We start from the raw sequence: 18,789 nt of genomic DNA on the forward strand, positions 1-18,789 counted from the left end.
CGCGTGTTGCGTGGTTGATGTGCGCTAATCGGCGGTGTGGTGAGCGTTTGTGGGCGATTATGTGCGCGGCTTGCGAACTTATGTGTTCATGTGTCCTCTTTTGTGAGTATCTTGGTACGTGGAAGGAGGCGGTGGCACACGCCGTATTCAGGGCTTGGGTCACTGCTTCATGGTGATGATGAAAGGACCAATTACACATGGCCATCAATCCTCCTGTTGATGCAACTAAGACCCCGGAATGGGCCGCCCTGCAGAAGCACTACGATGAGCTGCAGGCCGAAGGCGTCAGCCTCAAGAAGTGGTTCGCCGAAGACTCCGAACGCGTCGAGAAGCTGAGCTTCGAGGCCGGCGATCTGCACTTCGACCTTTCCAAGAACCTGATCAAGCCGGAGACCCTCCAGCTGTTCGCCAACCTGGCCAAGGCCGTCAAGCTCGAAGAGCGCACCAAGGCCATGTACACCGGCGTGCACATCAACAACACCGAAGACCGCGCCGTGCTGCACACCGCGCTGCGTCGCCCGGCCGAAGACGAAGGCAAGTACATCGTCGATGGTCAGGACACCGTCAAGGACGTGCGTGAGGTCCTCGGCCGCATCTACGCCTTCGCCGACAAGGTCCGCTCCGGCGAATGGACCGGCGTGACCGGCAAGAAGATCGAGACCGTGGTCAACATCGGCATCGGTGGTTCCGACCTGGGTCCCGTCATGGTGTACGAAGCGCTGAAGCCGTACGCCGACGCTGGCATCTCCGCCCGCTACATCTCCAACATCGACCCCAACGATCTCGCCGAGAAGACCAAGGGCCTCGACCCGGAGACCACCCTGTTCATCGTCGTCTCCAAGACCTTCACCACCCTGGAGACCCTGACCAACGCCCGCGAAGCCCGCACCTGGCTGCTTGAAGAGCTCAAGGCCGCCGGTGCCATCGACGGTTCCGACGAGAAGAATGCCGAAGCCATCAAGAAGCACTTCGTCGCCGTCTCCACCAACCTGGAGAAGGTCGCCGAGTTCGGCATCGACCCGAACAACGCCTTCGGCTTCTGGAACTGGGTTGGCGGCCGCTACTCCGTCGACGCCGCCGTCGGCACCTCCCTCGCCGTGGTCTTCGGCCCGGCCCGCTTCGAGGAGTTCCTGCACGGCTTCCACGAGATCGACGAATACTTCGCCAACACCCCGTTCGAGAAGAACGTCGTCGTGCTGCTCGGCATGCTGAACGTGTGGTACCGCAACTTCTTCAAGGTCGCCTCCCACGCCGTGCTGCCGTACGACCAGTACCTGCACCGCTTCCCGGCCTACCTGCAGCAGCTGACCATGGAATCCAACGGCAAGTCCGTGCGTTGGGACGGCACCCCGGTCACCTCCGAGACCGGTGAGATCTTCTGGGGCGAGCCGGGCACCAACGGCCAGCACGCCTTCTACCAGCTGATCCACCAGGGCACCCAGCTGATCCCGGCCGACTTCATCGCCTTCGTGAACACCCCGAACCCGACCAAGGACGGCGACCAGGATGTGCACGAGCTGTTCCTGGGCAACTACTTCGCGCAGACCAAGGCTCTGGCCTTCGGCAAGACCGCCGACGAAGTCCGCGCCGAGGGCACCCCGGAAGAGATCGTTCCGGCCCGCGTGTTCACCGGCAACCGTCCGACCACCTCCATCTTCGGTGTGGCCCTGACCCCGTTCGCACTCGGCGAGCTGATCGCCCTGTACGAGCACATCACCTTCGTCGAAGGCACCGTATGGGGTCTGGACTCCTACGATCAGTGGGGCGTCGAGCTGGGCAAGCAGCTCGCCAAGCAGATCACCCCGGCCATCTCCAAGGATGACGAGGCTCTGGCTGCTCAGGATGCTTCCACCCAGTCCCTGATCAAGTTCTACCGCGCACACAGGGAGTTCTGATTTTCAATCAGAACGCTGTGCTTAGCGACGCATGCGCTGCATGCTGCTACGGACAGTTCACTGGACTGTCCGTCACGGGAGTTCTGATTTTCAATCAGAACCCGCGCAGATATCATCCCGTTTCCCCTTTGGGGACGCCGGTCCATCCGGTGGGGGAGATAGCGAAAGGTCCGTCCGCAGACGCGGGCGGGCCTTTCCGCGTATCTGAGCGTATCTGAGCGCATGTCGCCGTACGTCAAAAGATGCCTGTAAACTTGAACGTTGATGTGCCGAGAGGCGGGACGCCGCATAATCCCGTTTCTCATCAGGTCCAGCCGCATGGTCGCAATGACCGGAATGCGGCGGATTGGCGCCACTCCGAAGGCAAACCTGAGGAGAACCGATAGGCATATGCGCCGCAAGGCGGCACGCGCAACGCGCGGCATATGCCCCAACCAGTGCACTGATATGCGGCAGTGACCGAGGAATAGCAATGGTTAACGCTATTGAAGCATTTGATGCCAAGCATCTGAAGCCGGCCGAGGAGATCCCGGAGTTCCGCGCAGGCGACACCGTCGACGTGAACGTGAAGATCCAGGAAGGCAACAACTCCCGTATCCAGACCTTCACCGGTGTGGTCATCGCCCGTCACGGCGCCGGCATCCACGAGACCTTCGTGGTCCGTAAGATCAGCTTCGGCACCGGCGTGGAGCGCCGCTTCCCGCTGCACTCCCCGGTGATCGACTCCATCAAGGTCGTTCGTCGCGGTCGCGTCCGTCGCGCCAAGCTGTACTACCTGCGCGCGCTGCGCGGCAAGGCTGCTCGTATCGTCGAGCGTCGCGACAACTCCAAGTGAGTTTTCGCCGCAATGGCATGATTCTCGGCCTGGAATCCTTCGGTTTCCGGGCCGAAATCATATTCAGCCGACAGTGAACATCGAGTGGGGGCAACGGTCATGGATAACACGGTCATGAACGACATGGGCAATGATTTGGGGAATGTCCCCGCCGATACGTGGCGCGGGGAGGCGCAATCCGCCGGAACGCCACGGCGCAGGCGGAGCCGCAGGCCGGCACATGCGGCCAGGAAGCAGAGCAACGATAGCTTCTCCGCGCGTGACGCCATACTGTTCTGCGGCGTCCCCGTACTGGTGGTGCTGTTGGTCCGTCTGCTGCTCATCGGCTGCTACACCATCCCGTCGCGGTCCATGGAAAGCACCATCGAACCCGGCGACCGTGTGCTCACCACCAAACTCACCCCGAAGATCTTCGGGCTCAAACGTGGCGATATCGTCGTATTCCATGATCCCGCGAACTGGCTCGCCGGCGAAACCGGTCGCGCGGCGAACGACGACTACCTCATCAAGCGCCTTATCGGCCTGCCGGGCGACACCGTCGAATGCAAGGGTGCGGGCCGGCCGATCACGGTGAACGGCGTGGCCATCGACGAAAGCGCGTACATCAAGGACGGCGTGCAGCCGAGTTCGTTCCCGTTCAAGGTGACCGTGAGCGCGGGGCATGTGTTCGTCATGGGTGATAATCGTTCCAATTCCGCCGATTCCCGTTTCCATCAGGATGATGGCGACGGTGGCTTGGTGCCGATGGGCAAGGTGGTCGGCGTGGCTGTGGCGCGGTACTGGCCGCTGAACCGTCTGTCGACGTTGAGCGGGCATCACGAGGTGTTCAAGGACGTGCCGGAAGGATCCGCATCGTGATCATCCCGACGCTTGATCTTGAACGTGAGCTCGCCGAACGGCAATACGATTTCGTCGTCGGCTTCGATGAGGTGGGGCGCGGCTCCCTTGCCGGTCCGGTCATGGTCGGTGCCTGCGCGATCCGGGCGCGGGATGTGCTCGACGGCGTGAAGGAGGTGCCGCCCGGCGTGGCCGATTCCAAGATGCTGACCGAACACCGTCGTGAGGCGATCTTCGATGAGCTGAAGGATTGGAGCGAAGCCTGGGCTGTGGGTTCCGCCAGTAATACGGAAATAGACGAATGGGGCATTTCCTATGCGCTTGGCGTGGCCGCATTACGTGCGTTGGCCGATGCGGAACGTGCGTTGGGCATCACGGACGATGGCATGCTCAAGGCCGATGGAACGTCGTCGCCGGTGACGGTGGGGGCGATCCTCGATGGTCCGAACGATTACATCACCAAGGCACTGAACACCTTCGACGCCCCGTTCGTGCCGGTTCCGGCCGACGTGACCACCAAGGTCAAGGGCGATCGGTCCTGCGCCACGGTCGCGTCCGCAGCCGTGATCGCCAAGGTCACGAGGGATAGGCTGATGGTGTCCATCGCGGGAAGCGATTCGAAGTACGCTCCGTACGAATGGGAGCATAACAAGGGGTATGGCTCCCAAGCCCATCGCGACGCCATTGCGGAATATGGGCCGACGTCGCTGCATCGTCTCACGTGGAAGCTCACCTGACATTCGTTCCGCCCGGTTGCGCATAGTGCGGGTTTCTGATGGGCGGGTCGTTTATGGGCCGAATCTTGCGGATATCCTGCACCCATTGGACAAGGAGCCGCCTTCTCGATGTGTTCTGCGGTAGAGTTGGAACCGCAATGAATGCAAGGTTCGGGAGGAAGTGAAGTATGGCAGCCGGGCGAAAAGCGAATAAACGCCCCTCGATGTTTGAAGTGGCCAAGCTTGCTGGTGTGAGCCATCAGACCGTTTCGCGAGTCATCAACAATTCCCCCGACGTTTCCCCGGCCACGCGTGCCAAAGTGCAGCGGGCCATCGAACAGCTTGATTATCGTCCCAGCAACTCCGCGCGAGCCTTGGCCTCGCGCAGGTCGCGCACCATCGGTCTTATCGCCGGCGGTCAGAAATTCTACGGCCCTATTTCGGCCATCGGCGCCATCGAATCGATCGCCCGCTCCCATGGCCTGTTCATGTCCGTGCTGCTGGTGCATGAGGCGTTGTGTACGCAGAAGGAGTTCGACGATCTATGCCGTACCTTCGATGAGCAGAACGTCGATGCGTTCATTTTCCTGACCCCAACGGATGTGATGTTCTCCGCGGCATGCCGTGCGCAGGTCAACCGCCCGCGCGTGCTCATCACCTCCACGCATGGCGGCATGGGCGTGCAGGAGGAGCTGAGGCTGCTGCGCCCGGCCGACCGTCGCAAGATCGCATTGGTCGGTATCGACCAGTGGGGCGCGATGGAGGATGTGATGCGTCTGCTCAAGGCCCGTGGGCATCGTTCCGCGCTGTATTTCGCGGGTCCGCGCGAATGGCGTGATGCGGCGACCCGCTTGACGGCGTGGAATAAGCTGTGTGCGGCCAATGCGGTGAATTCGGTCACCATCCAATGCGGTTCCTGGGATGGCAATGAGGCGTATGCCCGGATGAACCATGTGCTGGAGAATATCGGTCGTTCCGGCGGCAGGCTGCCTTCGGCGGTGGTCACGTCGAACGATGCGCAGGCGATGGCCGTGGCGCGTGCCATGCATGAGCATGGTGTGCGTATTCCGCAGGATGTGAGCCTGGTTGGTTTCGATGACATGCCCGGTGCGGATAACATGTACCCGCCGTTGACCACCGTGCGTCAGGATTTCGAGATGCTGGGCCAGCTGGCCATGCGTGAGGTGCTGTTCCTGCTGGGGGAGGGGGCCGAGCCCGGGTATGCCACGTCGCAGCATGGCGTGGGGTTGATTCCCACGAAGCTGATTCAGCGTAGTTCCGTGGGTATTGCCCCGAGCCGCTGATCGGCGCGGTCGCTGAGATCCGCCTGTGGTTGCCGTGCGGTTTGATGTGATACGGCATGGTTGCGCGGACTGAGGTCTGATGGTTGTTTTGTTTGCCCCGGCACGGCGGAGTCGTTTCCGCTGATGCCGGGGTTTTCGTATGCGCGGGAGCATCGTATTGAGAGCGCTCACGTAGATTCTGGTGAAAAATTTAAGATTTTTTGACAAAAAATGAGGCAAGAGTGCCAGAATCTGTCTGAAAAATGGCTATATGTGAACGTGTCACATTGCTCAACACGCCGTAAAAAGGGCTAAAAACAGGCTTTGTGAGATGCTTTGACATATCCGAATGTGAGCGATAACATTTCGAACTAGCGAACGGAAATCCTCATAGCAGACGGGAATCCGAGTCGCCGTAGCAAAGCCGCGAACCTGCCCCGGCCCCAAGCCGTGGGTCCCGTGTGAAGCGAAGCTGCTTCGGCAGTCACGACTGCCGGTTACGGAACAGAAAAAGGAACAATATGACTGAGAACGCTACGAGCGCTGTCAAGAAGCAGGGCTCAATGAAATACGTGGTCATCCTGGCGCTGAGCGCCGGCATGGCCGGACTTCTGTACGGTTACGACACCGTGAGCATCTCCGGTGCCATCGAATTCCTGCGTCAGGCGTACAACCTGTCCGCCGGCCTGCAGGGACTCGTGATCTCCTCCATCATGATCGGTGGCGTCGTCGGCGTCGGCTTCTCCGGCTTCCTCGCCGATAAGATCGGCCGCCGTAAGGTCCTCCTCATTGGCGCTGCCTGCTTCTTCTTCGCAGCCCTGTGGTCCGCCTTCACCTACACCCCGTGGACCCTGATCGCCGCCCGTATCGTCGGTGGCGTCGGCATCGGCCTGGCCTCCGCACTGGCCATCACCTACATCACCGAATGCGCTCCGGCCAAGTACCGTGGCACCCTGAGCTCCGCATACCAGCTGCTCACCATCCTCGGCATCTTCCTGACCAACGTCATCAACTTCGGCATCGCCAACGCGGGCAGCCTCGACTGGGGCATCAACTCCGGCTGGCGCTGGATGCTCGGCATCGGCTGCATCCCGGCGGCCATCTTCTTCCTCGCGCTGTTCCTCTCCCCGGAATCCCCGCGCTTCCTCATCCAGTCCGGTCGTGAAGAGGAAGGCTTCGCCATCCTCGAGAAGATCGGTGGCACCGACGAAGCCCGTCGCGAAGTCGCCGACGTCAAGGCTTCCATCGAACGCGACAAGAACGGCAAGCTGACCGACCTGTTCAAGAAGCCGCTGCTCATCCCGTTCCTCATCGGCCTGCTGCTCGCCGCCTTCAACCAGGTTGGCGGCCAGAACGCCGTCTCCTACTACGGCCCGACCATGTTCAAGGCCGCTCTGGGCAACAACATTCCGAACGTCGAATTCCTGTGCTCCTCCCTCGTCGGTCTCGTCGAGCTGATCTTCACCGTTGTGGGCATGGCCCTCATCGACAAGGCCGGCCGTAAGCCGCTGCTGGTCACCTCCGCCGCCGGCATGGGTGTCTTCGCCGCCATCATGGCCTTCGCCTTCCACGCCAACATCGGCTGGCTCGTCGTCGCCGGCGCCTGCGGCTTCATCGCCTGCTTCGCCTTCGGCCTCGGCCCCGTCACCTGGGTCATGATCCCGGAGCTCTTCCCGACCTACATGCGCGGTCGCGCATCCGGCCTGTGCACCGTGCTGCTGTGGGGCATCAACTTCTGCGTCGGTCAGTTCACCCCGATGATGTTCGAAGGCTGGGGCGGTTCCGGCACCTTCATCTTCTGGATGATCATGGACTTCATCGGCGCCATCTCCATCGCCAAGTTCGCTCCCGAAACCAAGGGCAAGACCCTTGAGGAAATCCAGGCCCTCTGGACCAAGTGATCCCGCGAACGCGAATCCAACACAACAAGTAACAAGACAAAGGAATCGATATGGTCGACATTGACGACGCTCCCCAGCAGATCGCGGAAAAAATTCGTGGCGGTCGCACCGCACTCGGCATCGAATTTGGTTCCACCCGAATCAAGGCTGTGCTGATCGACGACACGTACCGCACGATCGCCTCCGGCGACTACCAGTGGGCAAGCCATCTGGAGGATGGCCTGTGGACCTACTCCCTCGACGAGGTCTGGAAGGGCCTGCAGTCCGCCTACGCTTCCATGGCGAACGACGTGTACAACGCCTATGGCGAACGACTGACCTCCATCGGCCATATCGGTTTCTCCGCCATGATGCACGGCTACCTCGCCTTCGACAAGGCGGGCGAACTGCTCGTGCCGTTCCGCACCTGGCAGAACACCAACACGCACGAAGCCCACGAGAAACTGTCGGAACTGTTCCAGTACAACATTCCGGAACGCTGGTCCGTGGCACACCTCTACCAGGCCGTGCTGAACGGCGAAGAACACGTCGGCAAAGTGGACTACATCACCACACTCGCCGGCTATGTGCACTGGAAGCTCACCGGCAAGAAGGTTCTCGGCGTGGGCGACGCTTCGGGCATGTTCCCGATCGACCCGGCCACCAAGACCTACGAAACCGAATTCCTTGACCGTTTCGACGCGCTGGATGAGATTGCCGGCCAGCCGTGGAAGATCGAGGATCTGCTGCCGGTTCCGCTGGTCGCCGGAACCCCCGCCGGTGAGCTGACCGCCGAAGGCGCCAAGCTGCTCGACCCCACGGGCACCCTGCAGCCGGGCATCGTCCTGGCCCCGCCGGAAGGCGACGCCGGAACCGGCATGGTCGCCACCAACTCCGTGCGCGTCCGCACCGGCAACGTGTCCGCAGGCACCTCCATCTTCGCTATGGTCGTGCTCGAACACAAGCTGGAACGCCTGCACCCCGAAGTCGACCTGGTCACCACTCCGGCCGGCGATCTGGCCGGCATGAGCCACGCCAACAACTTCACCTCCGACCTCAACGCCTGGGTGAGGATGTTCAGCGAGTTCGCCGAAGCAATCGGCCACCCCGTCGACGCCGGCACCCTGTTCGGCACCCTGTTCCGTGCGGCCATCAGCGACAAGGCCGACAAGAACGCCGGCGGACTGCTCAACTACTGCTTCTACTCCGGCGAATTCCTTGCCGGCCTGCCCGAAGGCCGCCCCGTGCTGGCACGCGGCCCCGAATCGCACTTCACGCTGGCCAACCTCATGCGCGCCCAGCTGTTCAGCGCGTTCTCCCCGGTCAAGATCGGCATGGACGTGATGACCAAGGACGAAGGCGTGCAGATCGACTCCCTCGTCGGCCATGGCGGCATCTTCACCACGCCGAAGGTCGCGCAGAAGATTCTGGCCGCCGCATTCGACACCCCGATCAAGGTGATGGCCACCGCCGCCGAAGGTGGCGCCTGGGGCATGGCCGTGCTCGCCGACTACCTGTGGCACGCACCGTGCCCGCTCGACGAGTACCTCGACACCCGCGTGTTCGCCGACGCCCAGTCCACCACCGAGGAACCGGACGCGCAGGACGTGGAAGGCTTCGAAGACTTCTTCGCCCGCTTCCAGCGCGGCCTGTCCATCGAAAAGGCCGCCATCGAAGCGATCGGTCTGGAAACCAAGTAACGGACGACGTACAACCCTTAGGAGAGGAAGACAAAATGGCAACTTTGGCTGATTACGGTCCCGAAGTCCGCGCCGAAGTCAAGCAGGTGCGCGAGATCGTCGCCACGCTGCACGAACAGCTCATCAAGTGGAACCTCGTCGTGTGGACCGCGGGCAACGTCTCCCAGCGACTGCACACCGCCGACCTGATGGTGATCAAGCCCTCCGGTCTGCGCTACGAATACCTGACCCCGAGCTCGATGGTCGTCTGCGACCTCGACGGCAACGTGGTCGATGGCGCCGAAGCCCCGAGCTCCGATACCGCCTCCCACGCATACATCTATCGTCACATGCCCGACGTCTACGGTGTGGTGCACACCCACTCCACCTATGCGACGGCCTGGGCCGCCACTGGCCAGAACATTCCTTGCGGTCTGACCATGATGGGTGACGAATTCGGTGGCCCCGTACCGGTAGGTCCCTTCCGCCTCATCGGTTCGGAAGCCATCGGCGAAGGCGTCGTGGAGACCTTGAAGCAGTATCCGAAATCCCCTGCCGTGCTCATGCAAAACCATGGTCCTTTCACCATCGGCAAGGATGCGGAAGCTGCCGTCAAGGCCGCCGCGATGACCGAGGAAGTGGCGCACACCATGTGGGCCGCCAAGCAGCTTGGCGATATCATCCCGATCCCGCAAGAGGACATCGACAAGCTCAACGACCGTTACACCAACGTCTACGGCCAGCACTGAGCCCCGGAAACGAAACGTTACATCCAAACACAACGAAGTAAAGGAAACAACAATGGCAATGGAAAACCCCTTCGAAGGTAAGGAAATCTGGTTCGGCGTCGGTTCGCAGGACCTGTACGGCGAGGAAGCGCTGCGCCAGGTGGCCCAGCAGACCGGCGAAATGGTCGACTTCCTCAACGCGACCGGCAAGATCCCGGCCAAGATCGTCCTGAAGCCGACCCTGAAGTCCTCCGACGGCGTCAAGGCCTTCATGACCGAAGCCTCCGCCAACCCGAACGTCATCGGCGTCATCACCTGGTGCCACACCTTCTCCCCGGCTAAGATGTGGATCCGCGGTCTCGAAGTGCTGACCAAGCCTCTGCTGCAGCTGGCCACCCAGCACCACAAGGAGATTCCGTGGGAGACCATCGACATGGACTTCATGAACCTGAACCAGGCCGCGCACGGCGACCGTGAGTTCGGCTACATCGTCTCCCGCCTCGGCATTCCGCGCAAGATCGTCGTCGGCCACTACACCGATCCGGAAGTCGCCGAGAAGGTCGGCACCTGGGCTCGCGCCTGCGCCGGCTGGGACGCCTCCCAGAACATGAAGGTCATGCGTTGGGGCGACAACATGCGTAACGTCGCCGTCACCGAAGGCGACAAGACCGAGGCCGAGCGCGTGTTCGGCGCCTCCATCAACACCTGGGCCGTCAACGAACTCGTCGCCGCGTACGACAAGGTCAAGGACGATCAGGTCAAGGCTCTCATCGAGGACTACAAGGCCAAGTACGACGTTGCCCCCGAGCTGCTGGACTCCCGCTACGATGAGCTGTTCATCGCAGCCAAGGAGGAAGCGGCCATGGTCAACATGATGCGCGAGAACGGTTGCACCGCCGCCGTCGACAACTTCGAAGACCTCGGCACCCTGCCGCAGCTGCCGGGCGTCGGCCCGCAGCGCTTCCCCTCCGAGTACGGTTGGGGCTTCTCCGCCGAAGGCGACTGGAAGACCTCCGTCCTCGTGCGCATCGGCGCCGTCATGGGCTACGGCCTTGAAGGTGGCGCCTCCCTCATGGAGGACTACTCCTACAACTTCGCTCCGGGCAACGAGCTCGACATGGGCTCCCACATGCTCGAGGTCTCCCCGGCCATCGGCACCATCGAAAAGCCGAAGCTGGCCATCTACCCGCTCGGCATCGGCGGCAAGTCCGACCCGGTCCGCCTCGTCTTCTCCGGCAAGCCCGGTGACGCCGTCGTCGTCTCCATGGCCGACGAGCGCGAACGCTTCCGCCTGCTCATGGACGAAGTCTCCGTCGTCGCCCCGCAGGGCTCCCTCAAGGAACTCCCGTGCGCCCGCGCCGTCTGGAAGCCGAAGCCGGACCTGAAGACCGCCGTCCAGTGCTGGATCACCGCCGGCGGCTCCCACCACACCTGCATGACCACCTCCGTCGGTCGTGAAGCTTGGGAGGACTTCGCCCGCATCGCCGGTGTCGAACTCGCCGTGATCGACGAGAACACCACCGCCCGCCAGTTCGAAAAGGAGCTGGAGATCAGCGAAATGTACCACCGTCTCAACAACCGTCACTGACATGATGGAGCGTCAACTGCATTGCTCCTCAGTCGCGGTACCTTCGTACCGCTTCCTTCGGGGCGCTTTGCTGACGCACGCATCATGTCAGTGACGGGACCGTCACTGGGTGATGATGGAGCGTTAACGGCACGGGCGGAAGGTTCGACGTACCTTCGTACGCCTTCGCCTTCTGCCGCACCGTTACCGCACGCATCATGTCAGTGACGGGACCGTCGTGACGGATCCCAATGTTGACGTGATAAAAGCCCGGCTTCGTGCCGGGCTTTTTCTATTGCATCGTTCCCGGTCTTGTGTCGAAGCGGCAGGGGCTCGTCGCGGCACTTGACCGGGGGAGCGGTTCGGCGGAAGCGGTCGGAAATCCGCTGTATGAAGGAGACGACGGCGGGTTTCTCATTTTTTGAAAACGCGGGCGTTCACTATGTGACCAGCCGAATCCTTGCCTCCGAGGCGCGTGTAGAACAGTGGGCAGCACAGCGGGGTGCGGCACCGCTGTCAGTCTGGGCCACAAGCCCGCATGCGGTTGTCGCATACCCTGCCGCGCACCCGGCATACCGCCATAGGTGCGTAAGAGAACGAAAAAATTTCGTTGCAAGAAGGGGTTTGGACTCATGTCCGCAACTGCAACAACCGCGTCACCGGCCACCAAGCCGGTGAAAAAGGACTCCGTGCCCGGAGATCATCGCCGCATCGATGGTCGGCACCGCCATCGAGTTCTACGACAACTACTGCTATTCCATCGCCGCCGCCAGCTACTTCGGCGCGATTTTCTTCGCCAACGTCACCGATCCGGTCCTCGCCCAGATCATGGCATTCACCACTTTCGCCGTTTCCCTCCTCGCCCGCCCGTTCGGCTCCATGCTGTTCGGCCACTTCGGCGACAAAATGGGCCGCAAGAAGACCCTGGTGATCGCCCTGCTCACCATGGGCATCGCCACCTTCCTCGTCGGCTGTCTGCCCGGCTATGAGCAGGTCGGCGGCGCGTCGATCATCATCCTGTGCGTGTGCCGCGCCTGCCAGGGCGTGGGCCTCGCCGGCGAATGGTCCGGCGCCGCGCTGGTCGCCACCGAGAACGCGCCGAAGGAGAAGCGCGCCCTGTACGGCTCCTTCCCGAACCTCGGCGCCCCGATCGGCTTCTTCTGCGCTTACGGCCTGAACTTTCTACTCACCACCCATCTCGGTCAGGCCCAGATGGGCGCCTGGGGCTGGCGCATCCCGTTCCTCGCATCCGTGGTGCTCGTGGCCATCGGCCTGTACGTGCGTGCCCGTATGAGTGAAACCCCGGTGTTCCGCCAGGCCTCCGAGCAGCATCGCACCTCCAAGCACCCACTGCACAATCTGCTGCCCTACTGGAAGGAAGTCGTGCTCGGCACCCTCGCCATGGGCATCACCTACACGCTGTTCTACGTGCTCGGCACCTGGTCCCTGTCCTACGGTGTCAGGGGGCTCGGCTTCCAGCAGAGTGAATACCTGCTGCTGCAAATGGTTTCCGTGGTGTTCTTCGCCATCTTCATCGTGGTCTCCTGCATCTACGCCGACAAGGTGGGCCGTAAGAAGGTGCTCTTCGTCGTCACCGCAGCCACCTTCGTGTTCAGCTTCTTCACTCCGTTCCTGCTCGTGCACTCCGCCAGCCACGTGCTCATCTTCCTGTGCCTTGGCTTCGTGCTCATGGGTGGTCTGTTCGGCCCCTGCGGCGCTTACCTGCCCGAGCTGTTCCCGGTGAGCGTGCGCTACTCCGGCGCCGGTCTGAGCTATAACCTCGCCGCCATTTTCGGCGGTGCCTTCGCTCCGACCATCGCCCAGGCGCTGGTCAACTCCAAGTTCGGCATTACCGGCGTGGGCTGTTACATGGCCGTGATGGCCGCCGTGGCCCTGCTCGCCCTGTTCCTCATCCGCGAAAGCAAGGACAAGGATTACACGCTGTGATTCACGTGCGCTGAACGTCGGTCACCGATCATCGCAGTCGAACGGTCGCGACCCCACCTGGGGCCGTGGCCGTTTTTTATGTGCGAGTCGAACCCCTAACCGTTCCGGAATGCATGCGGAACACCGGAAAACGGGTTTAGCTCCAATGATTCCAAGTCTTAATGGTTAAGAAGATTCTGATTAAGCAAAACGTATAAAGAGGCGTGAAACAATTCGTGAAACATGGTGTGTGGGTGGGGCGAAGGTCGGGAAAACCGTTGCCGCCAGCATAACGGCGCTGTGATGAGTAAACTGGTGCTGATACCGTCGTTCAATGCAATTGTGAGGATTGGCCAGCGATATGCTCATCATGTTCGTATGCACAGGCAATATCTGCCGATCGCCCATGGGCGAGCTATTGTTCGGCAAATACCTCTCCGGAACCACTATTCGTGTGACCAGTGCGGGAACGAGGGGGCTTCAGCAGCATGAGATAGACCGGAACAGCGGGCGACTCATGCGCAGCGTGGGCATCGAATCCAGCGGATTCCGTTCGCGACGTCTCACCAAGGCCATGGCCGAGGAAGCCGATCTCATTCTGTGCTTCGAAAAGAATCAGCGCAAGGACATCGTCACCTTGGCGCCGAATGCGGTGCGCTACACCTTCCTGGTGGACGATTTCGCCAACATGTGCCGATACTGCGCCCAGCAGGGGTTGATTCACGGCACCACCATCCAGGAACGCTTGATGTCGGCCGTCAGTGTATCCACGATGATCCGTCCCATGATTCCCGCGCCAAAGGATATCGAGGACCCGCTGGGCAAGCCGTTCATCAAGTTCGCGGAAGTCGGCAACGAGCTCAATCGTGATCTGTGCACGATCCTGAACGCCATGAAGAGGCGTGATGTGGTCGATCCGGCACCCGTGCGGCAGCAGATCGTATAACGCGTATAAGCGTGTATAGACGTATGGCAAATCATCGTCTATCGGTGTGAAACGATGTCGCTAAGATAGGGGGGGGCAAACGGTAAGCGTGCTGTTTTGTCAACAACGGCAGTAGAATGGCTCAAAGATTGGAGAGCGTTTTATGCAAAAGACTTATGTCCGAACGGGCAGGGGGATTGGGGAGTCGTGAATTTTACCAATGTGCTTCGTGCCGTCAAAAAACATTGGGTGACGGAGATTGTCCTGTTCTGTGTGGTGGTCGGTGCTGTCGTGGGATGCACGCTGACCATGACCCCGCAGTACAAGGCGACTGCAGAGTTGTTGATCCAGGCCAGCTCGTCCTCCTCGAACGCCACGGATGCGACCTCCCAGTCGCAGGCATTCTCCGCTTCCAGCGTTTCATCCGTCTCTTCCTTGTGTCCGGATATTCTGCAGTCGGATTCCGTGCTGCAGTCGGTCATCGATAATCTTGGCCTGCATAGCAATGTCTCCCAGCTGAGGCAGAGCGTATCCGCGGTCGTCGATGAGAAATCGCCGGTGATCCAGATCATGGCTCTTTATCCGGATTCTGATCAGGTGGTCAAAATCGTCGAGGAGTCCACTCGGCAGTTGAATAAGCAGCTGTCCAGTACGCTGGGTTCTTCGGTTAAAGTGACGTTGCCCACCATTCAGCAGCCGGTGAAGCCGTTGGTGCCGTCTTCCCCCAATGTGCCGGCCTGTATTGCCATTGGCATCATCGCCGGTCTGATCGTTGCTTTGCTGGGTGCGGTCATCCGGGAGATGTCGGATAAGGGCGTCAATGAGACGAGCGATATCCAAGCGATTATCGATAGCCCTATTTTGGCGTCGATTCCGAAGGCACATACCGTTTCCGATGGTACGCCTGCCGTGATCGTAAAGCCGCGTGGTCATGCCGCCGAGGAATTCCATCGTCTTACCACCAACGTTTCCTTCGTGACACCAAATGAGTTGAATCAGTCGAACGTCTTGATCGTCACATCGTCGAATCCTCGTGAGGGTAAGACGACGGTGGCCGTCAACCTCGCCGCATCCTTTGCCGAGAAGGGCAAGAGCGTTCTGTTGATTGACGGTGACGTGCGGCATCCTTCCGTGGCGAACGCCCTTGATTTGAATAATGGTATCGGTTTGGTCTCCCTCCTGGCAGGGGATGTCTCCGCCAAGGATGCCATTCAGACGTACTGGAAGCCGTATCTGCATATCCTGCCTTCCGAGGATCAGAATACGACGTCCGGCATAGTGCTTGGCTCTGATGCCATGAAGGACCTCATCGACCAGGCATCCAAGCGCTACGATGTCGTGATTGTGGATACCGCACCCATGACGGTTGCCAACGATGCGGTTGTGTTCGCCAAGCAGGGCGGGGTTCTGATTATGGTTGTCGGCCAAGGTGTTGCTCAGAAGAAATCCTTGCTCGATGTGACGAAGGAACTTAAGATGTCGCGGACCGAGGCGCGTGGCATCGTCTTCAACATGGTTGCGGTAAGTAATGCCGGTCGGTCGAGCCATTACTACTACGAGGATCATTCCGAAGAAAGCCGTTCGGATCGAAGGAAGAAGAGGAAATCCTCCGGTTTCGGTAAGAAAAGGCGGTAGTGGTTCTCATCGACAATAAGGAATAAGGCATATGGCGATGGTGAAACTGTGGTATCGCTTTGCCGGGATGCTTCTGAAGGTTCTGTACACGATCATCTACGGCAAATCGATTCGATGGGGTAAAGCGTTCCACTTCCGCAGGGGTTTGCAGTTGACGGCCGAGCTGGGCGGCACCATCACTATTGGAGACAATGTGTTCTTCAATAATGATTGCGCTGTGCACGCTATCGAGGAGATTCGCATAGGCAGCGAGACCATTTTCGGAGAGAACGTTCGCGTATATGACCATAATCATCGTTTCGCGGACGTCGATGAGGCGATCAAGGGACAAGGTTATTCCACGGCTCCGGTCATCATCGGAGAACACTGCTGGATCGGCAGCAACGTTACCATCATCAAAGGTGCCCGTATCGGGGATAATTGCGTGATTGGGGCGGGATGCGTCATTGACGGGGATGTCCCGTCGAACACCGTGGTCCGTCTTGAACAACGTCAAATCAGGGAAGAGGTGCATCATGTCTGAATATGTTCCGCTCCGTGTATTGGTTCTTGACACGGTCATGGATCGTGGCGGCGCCGAAACCATGATGATGAATTACCTGCGTCATTTCAATCGTGAGAAGGTCACGTATGATTTTCTGGTCAACCGTGATTACCATGCCGCCTATGAGGATGAAATAGAGGCCCTCGGCGGTCGTATATACCGCATGTGCCCGATGTATCCGCAGTATTTTGGCCGCTATAAGCGCGAATTCCGTGAATTCCTTGGTCAACATCCGGAATATCGTATTATCCATTCGAATCTTGAGGAGCGCAGCTATTTCCCGTTGCGTATAGCTGCCGAGTGCGGCGTGCCGGTCCGTATCGCGCACGCGCACAACCGCCCGGTCGGATTCGACTTGAAATCCGTGTTCCGTGAATATTTTCGCATGCGCTTGCCCAAGTATGTGACGCATATGTTCGCATGCGGCACCGAGGCTGGGGATTGGTTGTTTGGTGAGGCGAACCGCGGCAAAGTGATTCAGCAGCGCAATGCCATAGACACCCGTCAATACCGGTACGATCCGGCAATCGCCGAACAGGTGCGCCATGAGTTCAGGGTTGATGATCGGGAAACCTTCGTGGTCGGGCATGTGGGAAGGTTCTTTCCCCAGAAGAACCATGTTTTCCTCATCGATATTTTCGCTGAAGTGCATCGCCAATGCCCGAATAGTGTGTTGTGGCTTGTGGGCGGCGGCGAGACGAATGATGAGTTGAAGAACCGGATCAAGGCCAAAGTCGACGAGTTGGGCCTGCATGATGCGGTTCGATTCCTCGGGGTTCGTTCTGATGTGGATCGTCTGCTGCAGGGAATGGATTCCTTTGTATTGCCGAGCTTGTACGAGGGGCTTCCCGTTACGATGATCGAGGCGCAGGCGTCCGGCTTGCCTTGCACGATCTCCGATCGAGTGCCTGAGCAGTGTGATGTGACAGGCAATGTACAGATCATTGGTTTGGACGATGATCCGCGGCATTGGGCGGAACGTATATTGGATCAACATCGTCGGTGGCACGATGTCAATCGTGGCGAGGGAGCGTCCTTGGTGGCGGGGAAGGGATTCGACATCCAATCCAATGCCGAATGGTTGCAACGATTCTACGTGGATGAGTTGCGGAGGAAGCAGGAGTATGCGCAAGGATCGAAGACAGATGAACGATGAGCTGCTGGAGGAAGAGCAGGTTGGTTGGTGGGAGAACCGCAACAAGAACACCGCGCTGATTCTGACCTTCGTCACCATGCTTGTCGCGAAGCTGTTGTCCATGATGCTTCCGGCGAGGTTCTTCTACGATAATCGTCGTATTCTCGGTATGTCCATCGGTGACCGTGGGGTCAAGGCGTGGTCTGGAAGCTATGAGACGGCGGCGAACGTGTTCCGTTCGATCAATGTGCTGGGATTGACCACGTTGACGCAATGGAGCTGGATTCTGGGATTGGCGCTGACCGTGCTGATCTTCTTCATGATTCTCCGGCTTCCGGAACCGGATATGCCGCAGGTGGTCTTCCTTCTCGCTTGTGTTGGATTGCTGAACATCTATATTTTCGACATCGGCAAGGATGTCATACAGTTCGCGTTCTTCTTCGCGGTGTATCTTGTCCTGTTGCTTCCACTGCAGAATTCCATGGTCAAGATTCTGCTGGCGGCCGTCATCCTGTATTTTGAAAGCAAGGTGTTCCGTGAGTACTACATCCTGATCGCGGCGCTTGTCGTGGCGATGTATTGCATCCTGGTGATGTTCCGGCAGGCGAAGAAGCTATCTCCCCATGGAAAAATAGTGGCGATGATCGTCTCGATGTATTTGCTGGTGTGCGCCGTCATGGTCGTTTCCCGTGTGGTGATGCCGGGGGCCTACCAGCAAATCATGACGGTTCGTAGCGATAGCCTTGATGGGCGTTCCAGTGATGTGGCGAGCGCCACGTTGATCAACAACTGGATTGGCGGCAACAATACCACCAGTCTGCCGTTGTTCCTGATCAATTATCTGATCAACGCGCTGCGCATGATGCTGCCGTTCGAGTTGGCGGTGAGAAGCCTGCAATACCTGCCGTTCTTCTTCTTCCAGTTGGCGGTCACCGTATATCTGGCCCACTTGTTCGGTAAGATCAGCGAAATCGAGGATGAGGTGCAGCTTCTCGCCGTGGCGGTGTTCCTCGGTTATCTGCTTGCATCGGTGATTTTCGAACCTGACTTCGGTTCCTGGGTACGCCATGAGTCGGCCACGTTCCCGGTGCTTCACCTTCTGGTGATGTCCCGAAACCAGAGGATTCGGGAATGGAAGGTGTCGCATGCGAGACATGCGGAATTGCCAAGGGGTTCCCATAGCGCTGTCTCGAAGGGCTGAAAC

At 59.7% G+C, this 18,789-nt stretch carries 14 protein-coding genes and 1 pseudogene; all 15 read left to right on the forward strand.

The window, feature by feature from the left end; translation table 11 throughout:
* Positions 1-197 precede the first annotated feature (197 nt).
* The gene (pgi, locus tag BUB29_RS08400) at positions 198-1,895 is read left to right on the forward strand and encodes a glucose-6-phosphate isomerase (protein ID WP_033523339.1); all 1,698 of its coding nucleotides are present in this window, start codon (positions 198-200) and stop codon (positions 1,893-1,895) included.
* Between the two features lie 472 nt (positions 1,896-2,367).
* On the forward strand, positions 2,368-2,730 hold the full coding sequence (rplS, locus tag BUB29_RS08405) for a 50S ribosomal protein L19 (protein ID WP_033523338.1): 363 nt from the start codon (positions 2,368-2,370) through the stop codon (positions 2,728-2,730).
* 99 nt (positions 2,731-2,829) lie between these two features.
* A complete protein-coding gene (lepB, locus tag BUB29_RS08410) occupies positions 2,830-3,588 on the forward strand; it encodes a signal peptidase I (RefSeq protein WP_033523337.1) in 759 nt (252 codons plus the stop codon).
* Positions 3,585-4,304 carry a ribonuclease HII gene (locus BUB29_RS08415; protein WP_107315196.1) on the forward strand — a complete coding sequence of 240 codons (720 nt, stop codon included), beginning with the start codon at positions 3,585-3,587 and terminating at the stop codon, positions 4,302-4,304. The genes lepB and BUB29_RS08415 overlap by 4 nt, the downstream gene beginning before the upstream one ends.
* Positions 4,305-4,471: 167 nt before the next feature.
* A complete protein-coding gene (locus BUB29_RS08420) occupies positions 4,472-5,587 on the forward strand; it encodes a LacI family DNA-binding transcriptional regulator (RefSeq protein ID WP_033523335.1) in 1,116 nt (371 codons plus the stop codon).
* 500 nt (positions 5,588-6,087) lie between these two features.
* A complete protein-coding gene (locus tag BUB29_RS08425; RefSeq protein ID WP_033523334.1) occupies positions 6,088-7,467 on the forward strand; it encodes a sugar porter family MFS transporter in 1,380 nt (459 codons plus the stop codon).
* Between the two features lie 50 nt (positions 7,468-7,517).
* Positions 7,518-9,146 carry a xylulokinase gene (locus tag BUB29_RS08430; protein ID WP_033523333.1) on the forward strand — a complete coding sequence of 543 codons (1,629 nt, stop codon included), beginning with the start codon at positions 7,518-7,520 and terminating at the stop codon, positions 9,144-9,146.
* Between the two features lie 35 nt (positions 9,147-9,181).
* A complete protein-coding gene (locus BUB29_RS08435) occupies positions 9,182-9,874 on the forward strand; it encodes an L-ribulose-5-phosphate 4-epimerase (protein WP_033523332.1) in 693 nt (230 codons plus the stop codon).
* A 52-nt stretch (positions 9,875-9,926) separates the two neighbouring features.
* Complete coding sequence (araA, locus tag BUB29_RS08440; RefSeq protein ID WP_033523330.1) at positions 9,927-11,441, forward strand: L-arabinose isomerase; 1,515 nt, start codon at positions 9,927-9,929, stop codon at positions 11,439-11,441.
* Between the two features lie 611 nt (positions 11,442-12,052).
* Positions 12,053-13,367: pseudogene (locus tag BUB29_RS08445) on the forward strand (MFS transporter).
* Between the two features lie 340 nt (positions 13,368-13,707).
* Positions 13,708-14,292, forward strand: coding sequence for an arsenate reductase/protein-tyrosine-phosphatase family protein (locus BUB29_RS08450; RefSeq protein WP_033523328.1), 585 nt, complete (start codon positions 13,708-13,710; stop codon positions 14,290-14,292).
* A 186-nt stretch (positions 14,293-14,478) separates the two neighbouring features.
* Complete coding sequence (locus BUB29_RS08455) at positions 14,479-15,906, forward strand: polysaccharide biosynthesis tyrosine autokinase (RefSeq protein WP_033523327.1); 1,428 nt, start codon at positions 14,479-14,481, stop codon at positions 15,904-15,906.
* A gap of 31 nt (positions 15,907-15,937) precedes the next feature.
* Positions 15,938-16,429 (forward strand): acyltransferase, encoded by a 492-nt coding sequence (locus BUB29_RS08460; RefSeq protein WP_033523326.1) that lies wholly within the window; start codon positions 15,938-15,940, stop codon positions 16,427-16,429.
* Positions 16,422-17,606 carry a glycosyltransferase family 1 protein gene (locus BUB29_RS08465; RefSeq protein ID WP_051915181.1) on the forward strand — a complete coding sequence of 395 codons (1,185 nt, stop codon included), beginning with the start codon at positions 16,422-16,424 and terminating at the stop codon, positions 17,604-17,606. The genes BUB29_RS08460 and BUB29_RS08465 overlap by 8 nt, the downstream gene beginning before the upstream one ends.
* Positions 17,575-18,786, forward strand: a complete 1,212-nt coding sequence (locus BUB29_RS08470; RefSeq protein ID WP_143155191.1) for a hypothetical protein — start codon at positions 17,575-17,577, stop codon at positions 18,784-18,786. The genes BUB29_RS08465 and BUB29_RS08470 overlap by 32 nt, the downstream gene beginning before the upstream one ends.
* Positions 18,787-18,789 lie beyond the last annotated feature (3 nt).

It is taken from the genome of Bifidobacterium merycicum DSM 6492 (assembly GCF_900129045.1).
In the GTDB taxonomy this organism is placed as follows: domain Bacteria; phylum Actinomycetota; class Actinomycetes; order Actinomycetales; family Bifidobacteriaceae; genus Bifidobacterium; species Bifidobacterium merycicum.